This window comes from Shewanella sp. HL-SH2 (genome assembly GCF_051164935.1).
GTDB lineage: Bacteria > Pseudomonadota > Gammaproteobacteria > Enterobacterales > Shewanellaceae > Shewanella > Shewanella glacialimarina.
In genome coordinates this window covers 1,167,914-1,181,710 of the sequence record NZ_CP195035.1, presented here as the reverse complement: position 1 = coordinate 1,181,710, position 13,797 = coordinate 1,167,914, and the positions used below count along the sequence as shown (strand labels likewise).

Annotated in this window: 11 protein-coding genes and 1 pseudogene; 10 read left to right on the top strand and 2 right to left on the bottom strand. The window is 42.5% G+C overall.

Annotated elements, in window-relative coordinates; all coding sequences use genetic code 11:
- Nucleotides 1-2 precede the first annotated feature (2 nt).
- From ACRWP9_RS05190 to ACRWP9_RS05145, 10 genes and pseudogenes are all read left to right on the top strand, one after another.
- Nucleotides 3-1,169 carry a hypothetical protein gene (locus ACRWP9_RS05190; RefSeq protein ID WP_434928237.1) on the top strand — a complete coding sequence of 389 codons (1,167 nt, stop codon included), beginning with the start codon at nucleotides 3-5 and terminating at the stop codon, nucleotides 1,167-1,169.
- A gap of 72 nt (nucleotides 1,170-1,241) precedes the next feature.
- Nucleotides 1,242-1,883, top strand: coding sequence for a SprT family zinc-dependent metalloprotease (locus tag ACRWP9_RS05185; protein ID WP_434928235.1), 642 nt, complete (start codon nucleotides 1,242-1,244; stop codon nucleotides 1,881-1,883).
- Nucleotides 1,884-2,081: 198 nt separating this feature from the next.
- Nucleotides 2,082-2,825 carry an endonuclease gene (locus tag ACRWP9_RS05180; protein ID WP_434928233.1) on the top strand — a complete coding sequence of 248 codons (744 nt, stop codon included), beginning with the start codon at nucleotides 2,082-2,084 and terminating at the stop codon, nucleotides 2,823-2,825.
- 23 nt (nucleotides 2,826-2,848) lie between these two features.
- Nucleotides 2,849-3,589: a 16S rRNA (uracil(1498)-N(3))-methyltransferase gene (gene rsmE, locus ACRWP9_RS05175; RefSeq protein ID WP_434928231.1), complete on the top strand. Its 741-nt coding sequence runs from the start codon at nucleotides 2,849-2,851 to the stop codon at nucleotides 3,587-3,589.
- Nucleotides 3,590-3,640: 51 nt separating this feature from the next.
- The gene (gene gshB / locus ACRWP9_RS05170; RefSeq protein WP_434928229.1) at nucleotides 3,641-4,594 is read left to right on the top strand and encodes a glutathione synthase; all 954 of its coding nucleotides are present in this window, start codon (nucleotides 3,641-3,643) and stop codon (nucleotides 4,592-4,594) included.
- 156 nt (nucleotides 4,595-4,750) lie between these two features.
- The gene (locus ACRWP9_RS05165) at nucleotides 4,751-5,995 is read left to right on the top strand and encodes an alkaline phosphatase (protein ID WP_434928935.1); all 1,245 of its coding nucleotides are present in this window, start codon (nucleotides 4,751-4,753) and stop codon (nucleotides 5,993-5,995) included.
- A gap of 110 nt (nucleotides 5,996-6,105) precedes the next feature.
- A pseudogene (locus ACRWP9_RS05160) lies at nucleotides 6,106-7,142 on the top strand (methyltransferase).
- 270 nt (nucleotides 7,143-7,412) lie between these two features.
- A complete protein-coding gene (locus tag ACRWP9_RS05155; RefSeq protein WP_434928227.1) occupies nucleotides 7,413-9,077 on the top strand; it encodes a DUF342 domain-containing protein in 1,665 nt (554 codons plus the stop codon).
- On the top strand, nucleotides 9,077-9,430 hold the full coding sequence (locus ACRWP9_RS05150; protein ID WP_434928225.1) for a DUF4144 family protein: 354 nt from the start codon (nucleotides 9,077-9,079) through the stop codon (nucleotides 9,428-9,430). Before ACRWP9_RS05155 ends, ACRWP9_RS05150 begins: the two co-directional genes overlap by 1 nt.
- A 90-nt stretch (nucleotides 9,431-9,520) precedes the next feature.
- A complete protein-coding gene (locus tag ACRWP9_RS05145; RefSeq protein ID WP_434928223.1) occupies nucleotides 9,521-10,696 on the top strand; it encodes a site-2 protease family protein in 1,176 nt (391 codons plus the stop codon).
- 614 nt (nucleotides 10,697-11,310) lie between these two features.
- On the opposite strand, the gene ACRWP9_RS05140 is transcribed toward ACRWP9_RS05145, so the two are convergent.
- Both ACRWP9_RS05140 and lysC read right to left on the bottom strand, forming a co-directional pair.
- On the bottom strand, nucleotides 11,311-12,435 hold the full coding sequence (locus ACRWP9_RS05140; protein ID WP_434928222.1) for a succinylglutamate desuccinylase/aspartoacylase family protein: 1,125 nt from the start codon (nucleotides 12,433-12,435) through the stop codon (nucleotides 11,311-11,313).
- A gap of 3 nt (nucleotides 12,436-12,438) precedes the next feature.
- Entirely contained in the window at nucleotides 12,439-13,797 is a 1,359-nt protein-coding gene (lysC, locus tag ACRWP9_RS05135) for a lysine-sensitive aspartokinase 3 (protein WP_434928220.1), read from the bottom strand.

Genomic DNA, 13,797 nt, shown 5'->3' with positions numbered 1-13,797 from the left:
AGATGCTATCAACACGCCTACTTATGCTTTCTAGTTTGGCTTTAATGGCCGCTGCTACTATGGCTCAAGCAAACACGTTAACTAAAGATGTAGAAGAGCTGCGCTTACCTTTGGCCAGTAAAACCATGCCACGTATTGTCGACCGCTATCAGGACGTCACCGAAGGCCTTAACAATAAACTGTCCAGTGCAACCGATGAACTAGCTATTACTCAAATGGTCGCTAACGAAGGGCATCGTTTATGGCTGCAGGCTGTAAAAGACTTACAATCAGGCCATACGGATGATCGCGCTTTATATTGGAGCCGACTGATGATGCGTGAAAGCCTTAAAACACAAAGAGTCGGTTATAACATTGCGCCTTGGCAGCGTGAAATTTTGGTCAGCGCGATTGAAAAAACGTCACGTGGTTTTAGTGATATTCATTTTAAAACTGATACACGTATTAAAATTTTACTGACAGGCTTCGACCCTTTCTTCCTCGATAAAGATATTGGTCAAAGTAATCCTTCAGGAGTCACCGCGTTAGCCTTAGATGGTTATCAATTCAATATCGACGGTAAAATAGCTCAAATAGAAACAGTCATGATCCCGGTACGTTTTGCTGATTTTGACAAGGGGATAATTGAATCTTTACTCACACCTATTTATCGCGATAACAGTGTTGATATGATTTTCACTGTTAGCATGGGCCGTGAACAATTTGATATCGAACGTTTTCCGGCTCGAAATCGCAGCGCCGACGCACCTGATAACCTTAATGTCTTAACTGGCGCCTCTAAAACTAACCCATTGCCACCAATGCTAAATAACCAACCTTTAACTGGCCCTGAGTTTGTCGAGTTTTCACTGCCGATAGCGGCGATGCAAAAAGAAAAAGGTCATTGGCAAGTGAATGACAATCACCAGGTTAGCACCATTGACCGTGGCCAGTTTGAAGCAAAGTCGCTTAATGAACTACAAAATGAAACGTCTGTAGAAGGATCTGGTGGTGGCTACCTTTCTAATGAAATCTCTTATCGTAGCATCTTATTGATGCAACAATTTGGTCGTAACATTCCTGTTGGTCATATACACACACCTAAGGTAAAAGGTTATGATTCACAGGCTGAGCATGACATTGTCGAGCAAATTAAAGTGATGATTACGGCTGCGGCAGCAAGCCTATAACTTTTTTACTTAACGTTAAAACGAATATAATTTAACTCAGCTTGTTCAGCCCACTTATTTAAAGGTATTACCTTGTCACAACGTTTGTACCAGCATTTACACACTATGGCTCAAAAACTGGGCCTTAGCGTTAATTCGCTTACTGCAAAACCCAAAGTGAGCTTAGCTTGTTCAAACCAGCAAGCTTTCACTCACACCCACATTGTTCATCCTAAGAATATTAGCCAGATTCAGCAAAGTGTTATCGATAAAATTGAAATTGATTATCAATTGGCTGAGCACTATTTTAAGCAAACGTTTCCGCGTCCATTGGTTCAATTTACCTTAAGGGGTAAAAGCGCTGGTACAGCTCACTTGCAACTCAATAAACTGCGCTTTAATCCAATATTACTTGATGAGAACACAGCTATATTTATTGACGATGTGGTACCCCATGAAATCAGCCACTTACTCAGTTTTCAACTATTTGGCCGAGTTAAACCCCACGGGGCTGAATGGCAAACTATTATGCGAAAGGTTTTTAACCGCGTCCCAAAAACCACTCACCAGCTTGATACACAGTCAGTACGAGGCAAACAATTCGAGTATTTTTGCGGTTGTGGCAGCGTGCAACTGAGTGTGAGACGCCATAACAATGTGGTAAAGGGCAAAACGCAGTACCGCTGTAAATCCTGTCAGCATACCTTGCAAAATGCACCGCTCTCACAAGCGTAATGCAAACTTACTGCTTACCTCACCTATAACTAACAAGCGCCAAGGTAGTAAACAAGAACCACAGCATCAAACAGATTTCATCCCCCTATCATTGCATCAGTCGAAAGTATCCCTTACCATTTCGCCAAAATGACAGGCAAGGCCAGTTTTCATAACAGCTTTAGTCTGCAATATTGACATATTAAGGTCCGCGCTATCATGTTTTATACCCCCCTCAGAATGCGATTATTCGCACTTTGCACTTTGTTGTGTTCATCTTTACTGCCTTTAACGGCTACTGCGGCGGAGCACCCGACTAACTTCAGTCAAGCTAAACGTATTATTCGCACTATTTATCAGGACAACTTGCCGCTTAAGAGCTTTTATTGTGGTTGTGACATCGCCATCGCAGGTAAAGTTTGGCAGCCTGAACATCAAAGTTGTGGTTATCAAGTCCGTAAACAGCAAATTCGCGCCAACCGGATTGAGTGGGAGCATGTAGTTCCGGCTTGGGAGTTTGGTCACCAGCTACAATGTTGGCAGCAAGGTGGCCGTAAAAACTGCGGTAAAACTAGCCCACAGTTTAAAAAAATGGAATCAGACTTACATAACCTCACCCCAGCAATTGGCGAGGTGAATGGCGATCGCAGTAACTTCCGTTTTAGCCAGTGGAATGGCAAAGCGGATCAATACGGTCAATGTGAAATGATTGTCGATTTTAAAGGTCGCAAAGCTCAACCGCCTGCCCGCAGCCGTGGCGCCATAGCCAGAACTTACTTTTATATGCAGCAAACCTATGCATTACAAATATCATCTAGTCAGCGGCAATTATTTCAAGCTTGGGATAAAAGTTATCCGGTAGATAAAACAGAATGCAAACGTGATAAGTTAATTGCCCGTTCCCAAGGTAATCATAATGATTTTGTACACAAACAATGTCAGAATCTAGGGTTAAGCCAATAATACAAGCTCGGATATTACTACCCATGAGAATCCCAAGGATTTACCAAGCGATTGATTCACTTAATGTCGATCAAATCGTTGCTTTAGATGAAGATGGTGCAGCCCACATTGGCAAAGTATTGCGCATGGGTGAAGGCGATCAAATCAGTCTTTTTTGTGGTGATGGCAATGACTATTTAGCCGAAATAACTCAATCGAGTAAGAAAAACGTCTCTGTTAAGGTCTTATCTGCTACAGAGAATCAATCTGAATCACCTTTGGATTTGCATTTAGGCCAGGTGATATCGCGCGGCGATCGCATGGAGTTTACCATTCAGAAATCAGTAGAACTGGGTGTCACTACCATTACACCGCTATTTTCTGAGCGTTGTGGTGTTAAGCTTAATGGCGAAAGATTAGATAAAAAAATTCAACAATGGCAAAAAATTGTCATCAGTGCGTGCGAGCAATCAGGCCGCAGTGTGGTACCTAAAATTAGGCCTGCTATGGAATTAATGGATTGGTGCCAGGAGCAAACCCAAGCATTAAAACTGAATTTACATCCGCGGGCGGCTCACGGCATTAATGGCTTAACTCAATTAGGCCAAAAGAATAAAGTACGCTTGCTAATTGGCCCTGAAGGTGGCTTGTCAGATCAAGAAATCACCATGACTGAACAATTTACTTTTACCGACGTATTGCTAGGCCCACGCGTGCTCCGCACTGAAACGGCTGCACTGACGGCGATAACAGCATTACAACTCAAATTTGGTGATATCGGTTAATGCAATATACTGCAAACGGCTATCACATATTGACACTTTAAGGATATCAACATGATTAAACTCGGCATCGTGATGGACCCCATTAGCGACATTAATATCAAAAAAGACTCAAGCTTTGCTATGCTACTTGCGGCGCAAGCTCGTGGCTATCAGCTGTTTTATTTAGAAATGAAAGATCTCGCTATGGTAAATGGTCGAGCTATGGGCAATATGCGATCACTAACCGTGATCAATGATGCCGCTAAATGGTTTGAGCTAGGTGAGGCGATTGATACACCGTTAGCTGATTTAGACGTCATTTTAATGCGTAAGGACCCGCCATTTGATACCGAGTTTATTTACGCCACTTATATGCTTGAACGTGCTGAAGAAGAAGGCACATTAATCGTCAATAAGCCGCAAAGTTTACGTGATGCTAATGAAAAGCTATTTACCGCCTGGTTTTCTGAATTTACCCCTGAAACGGTAGTTACCCGTGACGCGCAACGTATTCGTGCGTTCCACCAGCAAAAGTCAGATATCATTATCAAACCGTTAGACGGTATGGGTGGCAGCTCTATTTTTAGGATCAAAAAAGATGACCCTAACGTAGGCGTAATTATTGAAACCTTAACCAACTACGGTCAGCAATATGCGATGGCACAGGCGTTTATTCCAGAGATCACCTTAGGCGACAAACGTATTTTAGTTGTCGATGGCGAGCCAGTACCCTATTCATTAGCCCGCATTCCGATGAAAGGCGAAACCCGTGGCAATTTAGCGGCAGGTGGACGCGGTGTGGCTCAACCTTTATCTGAAAGTGATTGGAAAATTGCCCGTTCTATCGGCCCTGAGTTAAAAAAACGTGGCTTAATTTTTGTCGGTTTAGATGTAATTGGTGATAAACTCACCGAAATTAATGTCACTAGCCCAACGTGTATCCGTGAAATTGAAGCGGCATTTGACGTTGATATTACAGGTATGTTGATGGATGCCATCGAGGCACGTGTTAACCCAGCTCAATAATCAGGAAATTTCATGCTGTTTTTAAACACTTATCGTGGATTTGCTAGCGTATTTTTGTTTGCTTTGACTAACCTTGTCGCCACAAGCGCATTAGCCAATGAAGCCAATATCGTTAGCGATCCCCAAGCTCAAGTGAGCACGCCAGCAGCGATAGCGATGGCAAATAGCAGCCAAAACATTTCACAATCACGTCCTAAAAATATTATTGTGATGATTGGTGATGGCATGGGACCTGCTTACACATCAGCCTACCGCTATTATAAAGATAACCCTGAAACAGAAGAAGTTGAGCAAACGGTATTCGATAGACTATTAGTGGGTATGGCAAGTACTTACCCCGCTACCGTAAGTGGCTATGTCACTGATTCAGCAGCGTCAGCAACCGCCTTATCAACCGGCATAAAAAGCTATAACGGTGCTATTAGTGTTGATGTCGAGAAAAGACCCTTAACCACCTTGCTTGAGAAAGCTAAAACACTGGGCTTATCTACTGGTATAGCCGTTAGCTCACAAGTTAACCACGCGACTCCCGCGGCGTTTTTAACCCATAATGAAAACCGTAAAAACTATATTGAAATAGCACAAAGCTACCTTGATACTGACGCGGATGTCATTTTGGGTGGCGGACAACGCTACTTTTCAGCCGAGCTACTTAGCCAGTTTACGGCCAAAGGTTATCAGCATATTACTGATTTTAGTCAGTTAGATACACTCAGCTCACCTAAAGTATTAGGCTTATTTGCAGATGTTCAATTACCTTGGGTTATTGATACTAAGCAAGCACACCATTTAGGCGCGCTAACCCAAAAGTCACTTGAATTACTGTCGCAAAACCCAAATGGTTTTGTGCTGTTAATCGAAGGCAGTTTGATTGATTGGGCTGGACACAGCAACGATATCGCAACCGCGATGGCCGAAATGGATGGTTTTGCCCACAGCATTGAAATTGTTGAACAGTTTGTTCGTCAGCAAAAAGATACCTTAATGATAATCACCGCCGATCATAATACCGGCGGACTGTCAGTTGGCGCTAATGATGAATATGTTTGGAAACCGGCGGTGCTACATAAAGTAAAAGCCAGCCCTGATGTAATTGCTGCAAAGGCTATTGCAGCACAAGCATGGCAAGCGATTGTCACTAAGCAATTAGGTTTTGAGCCAAATAGTCAAGAATTTACATTACTCAACAACGCACGCATGCAAGGCAATGAAGCCATGGCAATATCACTGCGTAAGTTAATTGATGTTTATTCAAATACCGGTTGGACAACTCTGGGCCACACTGGTGATGACGTGCAAGTTTTTGCTTCAGGCCCTGGTGCTAAGCTCTTTTCAGGCCATCAGGACAATACTGATATAGCCAATAAAATATTCAGCTTATTACCAAGCTCAGCTCAGTAAAGCACTATTAACGATTAGCTAAGCCGATATTTCAACCTTGGCTAGCTCAATATATTAAAGCGACATTAGTCGCTTTAATTTTTTAATTATACAAATGATAGTAGGTCAATGTGTTAACTAATCCATCTCAATTATTATTAAGAAACCATCACGAATTTGCAGGCCTTAATATTCTTATCCTCAATTATGAGTCCGATACCTTAGCGCATCAATGTATTGAGAACGCCAAAAACGTGACTGCATTGGCCTTGGATTATAATCACCACTTAACCCTATCACCTTATGAAAATGACCGTTTACGCTGTTACTTTGCCCCTAAGTTGCCAGACGCGCAGCAGTTGGAAAAGTTTGATTGTGTGATTGTCTATTTCCCTAAAGCTAAGCCATTAGCGGAATACTTATTTGCCTTAGCAGCCAGCCATCTTGTCGAAGAAGGATTGCTGCTGGTTGTGGGTGAAAACAAGGGCGGCATAAAATCGGTAGATAAACTATTACCCGACGCTTTTAGTTCAGCAATTAAAATAGACAATGCCCGTCACAGCTTGCTATACCGTGCATATCTAACACAAGACGTAGCAGCTTTAAAATTAACTGACTGGATGACACAATACACAGTCGACACCCCCCAGGGTGAAATTACCATTTGTAATTTAGTCGGTGTTTTTAGCGAGAAAAAACTGGACCTAGGTACTGAATTATTACTGTCTAACTTACCTAAACTGAGTGGTCGAGTATTAGATTTTGGTTGTGGTGCAGGGGTAATATCGGTCGGGCTACTCAAGCAATATCCTGAACTTAATATTGAATGTATCGATATCAATGCAATGGCTTTAGCATCATGTGAGCTCACCTTAGCGGCAAACCACATGCAAGCTAAGGTTTACCCTTCCGATGGTTTTAACCAAATTGAAGGTAAGTTCGACGGGATTATTTCTAACCCCCGTTCCACGATGGCTTAGATAGAACATTTGCCATAGCACATGCTTTTGTCACCCAAAGTGCCACACGATTGAGTGCTAAAGGAGTGTGGCAAATTGTGGCTAATCGACATTTACCCTATGCCGACAACATAGCCAACACATTTGGCTCAGTTAACGTCCCAGCCGAAAACAATAAGTACAAACTGTACTGTAATAAAAGTAAATAGCCTCAACTCGGATTAAAATATTCGCTCAATAGTCGGTCTATTGCACGTTAATGTAACCCAGTTAACAAAGTAAGCATCTGCTCGGTAAACGATAATCTACCGAACAGATGTTTAATAACATGTCATTAAATCAACATTAGCAAGTCAATGACTATTAAGCTGTGACTTTGATGCTGGATAATTTAGCTAAATTCCGCTAAATTCGAGGTATAGTGATTTTTATATAAACTCGTTTTAACACTCCAATAAAAATAATAAATAAAGGACATTATGTTAGAGCCTTCTGTTGCAGCATTTAATGCTGAAAAATCTAAAGTAGAATTACGGCTTATCCCCAATACTCACGGCCCTATTTCTACCGATGATGTTAATCAGCTTCTTAAACAGCCTGATTTTGCCATGCTGTTTCCTGTCACGCCTGCGATAGATAAAGCGGTTAAAGAAGTGAATGCCCTATGTGGCCAAAAACCGGGGAATCACGAGCTATTTTTCACTATTGCTGAGCGTAAAGATGGCAGTATTAGCATCAGCATTAGTGACGATAAAATGCAGGCAACAATGAAAATCACTTCCGCATGGGGTGGTAAAGATATTGTATTAGCCGATGTACTCAATAATCTTAAAAACCATAAAATAAAGATGGGCTTAAGTAAGCCTAAAATTATGGCATTACTACAAAGATTAGATATTTTACCACCGGGTGAATTTTGCGAAGGCGAAATTGCCATCGGTAAAGCCCCAATAAACGGCGAACATGCCATTTTAACCCGTAAAGTACCGCTCGCTAGGGAACGCTTATTACAGCCGCAAGAACGCGAAGATGGGACCGTAGACATGCGCAACTTAGGTGCATTAGTTACTGTAAAACCCAATGACGTATTGATGGTAAAGCAACCGGCAACCTCTGGTACGGCTGGCTATAATGTGCATGGTGATACATTAAACCAAACACCGGGTAAAGATAAGTTAATGATGCCTGGTAATGGTACGGCCCTACATCCTAGTGACTCCAATAAACTAATAGCAACGGTATCTGGTCAACCGGTCGAAAATAAAAAAGGCATGCAGGTTGATGACGTATTACAGATCACAAATGTCGATGTAAAATACGGCCATGTAAACTTTAAAGGCAGCATATTAATTACCGGTGATGTACATGAAGGTATGCAGGTAAAATCCAGTGGCGACATTACTGTAATGGGTTTTGTTGACTCCGCCAGCCTTGAGGCTGAGGGTGATGTTATCGTCAGCAAAGGGGTTATTGGTCGCTTAATTAAAGAGCACGAGTTCAGTACTAAAATTCATGCCCAAGGGCAAATTTGTGCCCAATTCGTTCAATATTCAAATCTCATCGCCGAAGGCGAAATCCTGGTGACCAAGCAACTTTTACATAGTCATTCTCACTCAGGTAGTACTATTACAGTAAGTGATGCCCAAGGTCGACGTGGAGATCTTGTTGGCGGCAAAGCCACAGCATCGAAAGGGATACGTGCGGTGGCTTTTGGGGCTACCGCCGGGACGAAAACTGAACTATTCTGCGCCATGCAGCAACAAGAGTTGAAGCAAGAGTTAAAAGTATTTGATGAAAGTGTCAAGCAGCTTGTGGTAGCAGGTCTTGATATTGAAGCAAGACTACGCAAGCTTCCGCCAAAGAAAGACTGGCAAAACGATGCAGGCATGATTGAACAAGTCAAAATGATGCTAGATCAAAAAAATCTTATTGCTGCAGAACGTTTGAAAGAAGAAATTGAATTTGAACAAGTTAAGAATGAAGTAGATGGTTATTACGACAGATATTTTATTCGCGCCGAGAAACACATATTTGCCAATGTTGAATTGCATATTGGTAATGCTCAAAACCGCACCCAGCGTGAACATGGACCGAGCACGGTCAAAAATATTAATGCAGAAATCAGCTTTGATTACAGTCGCTAATGCAACCAACTGATAAGCCTATCAGCACCATTATAAATTGGCCTGCCATCGTGTTGCTGCATCAACACGATGACCTCGCCTATATTGCCGATCAATCTGCCTGGCAAGAATATCTTGATCATGAGGCAGCTAATCTAGTTGCTGAAGATAAACTCATTGATAGCACAGGACAATGCTGGCTAATGACTGAATCTATTAAGCAGCACACATTAACATCCAGCACGCCAATCAGCCTTGAGCAATTTATTACCATAGTGCAGCGATTCGCACAATTACAAGGACAGTGTTGCAGCAGTAAATTAATCTTCTCAAACTTTCAACAGGGCTTTGCAATCATTGAGCAATTAGATTGATTAAGCTAGATTGATTGAGCAATTGATTGAGCTATTGTCAGGCCTCTGGCAAAATAGTGACAATTTTACTGAGTAAGTTTGAGAGTGTGCATGGAGTTATTAAATATTGAGTGTCTTGGTAAACGGCTACGTTTAGAAGGCTCAATGGCCGGTTGGCAACAGCTATATTGGGACAACCAGTTGGTGTCACAAAAATCAGCTTCCCCCAATAACCAAGCGTTTCACATTCATCAGTTTGAATTGACCTCACAATCAACCCGCCCACTCTCAACTCCATCGGCTAAGCAAAACTCCGACAGTTTAGAAAATAGTGCGCTAGATGATGTCATAATTGATAACATTCAGACCAATGCGATTCCAGTAAGGCTTGAAGTCGATGTTAAATGGCAGCCTTTTTATCTTGAATACTGCGTGTTAGTTGACGAAGAGCAAATCAGCCAAGGCCAACGAACAACTAAAGACATTGAACAACAAGTCCCCGAAATAGCCGTACCTAAAGCTAATAAAATCAGTATGGTCGGTTTAGCGTCACTAGGGTTTAAGCTTTTAAAAAGCGCTAAAGTGGTCAAAGCCTTGTTAGCAGGAGCCAGTGTCGCAGCCTATTCTTGGTTATTCTCTATTGAATTCGCCCTCGCCTTAATTGCCTGTCTAGTATTCCATGAATATGGCCACATTAGAGCTATGAAGCACTTTGGCATGAAAACCAAGGGCATCTATTTAATCCCCTTTATGGGCGGTCTAGCCTTAAGCGATGAGCGCATTAACACTCGCTGGCAAGATGTGGTCATCTCCATCATGGGGCCCACATTTGGCTTGTTTTTGTCTATCGCTTGCTTGGTAGCTTACTGGGTCACGGGCAATGTTTTTTTTGCCGGCTTAGCCGCCTTTAACGCGTTACTCAACCTGTTTAATCTATTGCCTATTCTGCCATTAGATGGTGGCCATATTTTAAAAAGTATCAGCTTTTCGATGAATAGCGTCACAGGGTTAATCGCCTGTGTTGCCGGAGCCGCTATTGGGGTCTTTATCAGTTACAGCTTAGGCTTAGCCTTGTTAGGTTTTTTATTATTAATTGGTAGTTTAGAGATTGTTTTTGAATGGCGCGGTCGTCATCAAAGCCATTTGTTACCGCTAGACAGTTATGGACAGATCTTTTCAGCTATTTGGTATTTGCTAACCGTTAGCGCGCTAATCGGCATTATTTGGGTTATTGCGGCTACAGGTGATGATATGTTGCGGATGCCACTAGAGATACTTAAGAGTTAATTGGGGTATTACTTAGTCGGTTAATTCAGACTAATGTCTCATGTTTACTAATTGCCTGCCGCAGGCCTTAGTGCAGATAATCCAGCGAGACGCCAGTTCTTGATTTTAAAATCAGCGTCCCTGTGGGCTTAACCAAAACATCCCTGTTTTGGATACTCGCTGGCTCATCTGCACCTGAAATTTCATCTCTTCGATTTAGCTTCACTCGCAACGACTACCAAAAGCAAAATATGAAGATAAATTTAGTGAATCTTTGAATGATTCATTTGAATTGAGGACATCGAGACTCTTTACTCCGAGAACCCGTGAGCTTGGCATTGATGCCACGCTAGCTTTCGTTTGGCCAAGGATAGCCAATCGGAAGCGATAGAGATTTTTGATAATGGCCGAAGCAGACTAAAAACGCGGTTCAAAGCTGGATCGGTCCCCATTGAGAATATGCGCTTTTCAGCATTTTTCGTTTGGGGCGCTGGGTGATCCAAGAGGGGATTGCTGTTGATTTCCTTTTGAACGGTGCAGGATGGAATCCTGCGATGTTGCTTCTCTCTTTTTATAGAATCAAATCAAATACCACGACTTACCTCAGCCGTTTAGGCCGCAAAACAAAACCAAACTTAAAGCTCGAATACATTAGTCATCACTTTATACAACTCAGTCCCTTGATGCACAGACGCCGAAGCAAAGTGCAAAATAGGCACGCAGTCTTTATCTAAACTCAGCGGTGTAACCGCTTTGTCTGAACCGTATAAATCCAACCTCAGCATATTGACTAAGGTTTGCCCCGCAACCAAAGGTTGACCTACTGTTGCGCAATACTCAACCATGCCAGATTGCGGTGCATGAAATTTTTTATAATCTTTTAGGTAACAGCCATAACGCGGCAGTTTTGCAGGTTCAATAGCTTGTTTAATCACTCCTCGATGGCTTAAATAAGCCAAAATACCATTGGCATCGATTAAAGCATCTGCCATATCAATCCGCTCTTGGCTAGCAAGCTCAAGGGTAAACGCTGCCACTGGCACATCAAAATGACGGCCTTTACTCGCGGCATAATCGGTTAGTTGCCACCAGGGACAAAATGCAGCCTCATCCATGGCGCCGCCAAAACTATTCGGAATGATCAAACTGTAGGGAATAGAGAAAAACTTAGCTGAGTTGAGATCATATTCAGGACAATACAGATGCTTACAAGATTTTGGCCCTGTATGTAAATCAAGCACGATATCGGCTTGATGAGCAAATGACTGCAAACTCACCGCTAATCTATGACCTGTAGTGATGCCCCAAGGCTGTTGTAGCTTGGTGTAACAAGCCTCTATTAGTGTTGCCTTAAACGATTTAATCAGCTCATCATTAGGTAAATCTTGATGCTGTTCATACCAGGCAGCTATGTCGATTTTATGATCTAAGTACTCACGGTTCCAATTAACACCGGTTATTGGGTCAAATCGGCCTAGGGTAAACTCACCACTTTTTTGATTAATACCAAGCGGGTTGGCTAAAGGGGCAAGCACAATATCCCCTAAAACCTCAAGCTCTTCTAACAAGGTCATTAGTTGATAAATTACCGCATTACCTTGTACTTCAGCACCGTGCACGTTGGCTTGAACGTATACGGTCGGTGCGTTGCTGTCGGTGCCTTTAAAAGTAAATAAAGGCACATCAAGGGATTGCCCTGCAGCGAGTTCACCTACATTCAGTGATGTACGCAATGCTTTAGTCATCATTTGCTTTGTCATAGGTTACTCGAAAAGATTTTGATGTAATGCTTTAACAACGTCTGCCGCTTGAGTTTCATCAATTAATACACATAAGTTATGCGGGCTAGCACCCTGGCATATCATACGGACATTGTATTTTTCTAATACTTGAAATACTCGGCTACAAATACCGGCTGTAGAAGCAATTCTGTTACCAATAATCGCCACTAAGGCTAAGTTATCTTCCACTCTTACCCGACAATGTTGTGATAACTCTTGCAATAACGATTCACTTAATAAGCCCTGACCGCTTGAGTCTGAGCCTGTTTTATCTAATGTTAGCGCCACGTTCACCTCTGAGGTGGTGATCAAATCTACAGAAATTTTATGGCGCGCTAATGTAGCAAAGGTTTCAGCTAAAAACCCCTGGGCGTGAAGCATTTGTAAGCTATGCAGATTTAATAAGGTTTGGTCACGGCGTAATGCCACCGCGCGGTAAACTGGCGTATCTTCTACTTGATGGCGGATCCAGGTTCCACCCGCTTCAGGGTCTTTACTTGAACCGACAAACACCTGAATTTTCTGGCGAACAGCTGGAAGTATCGTTGCTGGATGCAATACTTTTGCACCAAAAGTGGCCATTTCAGCGGCTTCATTAAAACTGATTTCAGCAATCGGGCGGGCATTTGGGGCTAAACGTGGGTCTGTGGTGTAAATGCCAGCAACATCGGTCCAAATTTCAACCGCATGGGCAGATAAAGCTTCAGCTAATAAAGCGGCTGAATAATCACTGCCACCACGACCTAATGTTGTAGTGCGCCCCTGCTCATCGGCCCCAATAAATCCCTGAGTAACAATAATACTGGTGCTTAATAGTGGTTGTAAAAAATCACCCGATAAATGAGCAATTTGTTCAATTTGAGGTTCGGCACGACCAAAATGACTATCGGTTCGCAGCACTTGGCGTACATCAAAAGCCTGGGAAGATGTGCCTTTTTCACGGATAACAGCTGAGAACAATACCGACGAACAATGCTCTCCCATAGACAGCAGCTCATCCATCGCTGCTTTACTGCGATCAAGAATTAATGATTCACTTAACACAGACATACGGCTTAAAAGCTTATCAATTTGCGCAGCTATGTCCTGTGGCTGGCTCAATTCATCAATAATACGATATTGAATTTGGGCAACTTGTTTAAGCAAGCTTAGACGACGTTCGTCGTTGACATTAGCACTGGTAAGTTCAACTAATAAGTTGGTTACACCGCTAGATGCACTGACCACCACTAAACGGGTATTAGGATTGGATAAAACGATATCAGCACAACGGCTCATCGCTGAGAAATCAGCAACAGAGGTTCCGCCAAACTTGGCCACAACTAATTGATTTAACGACAT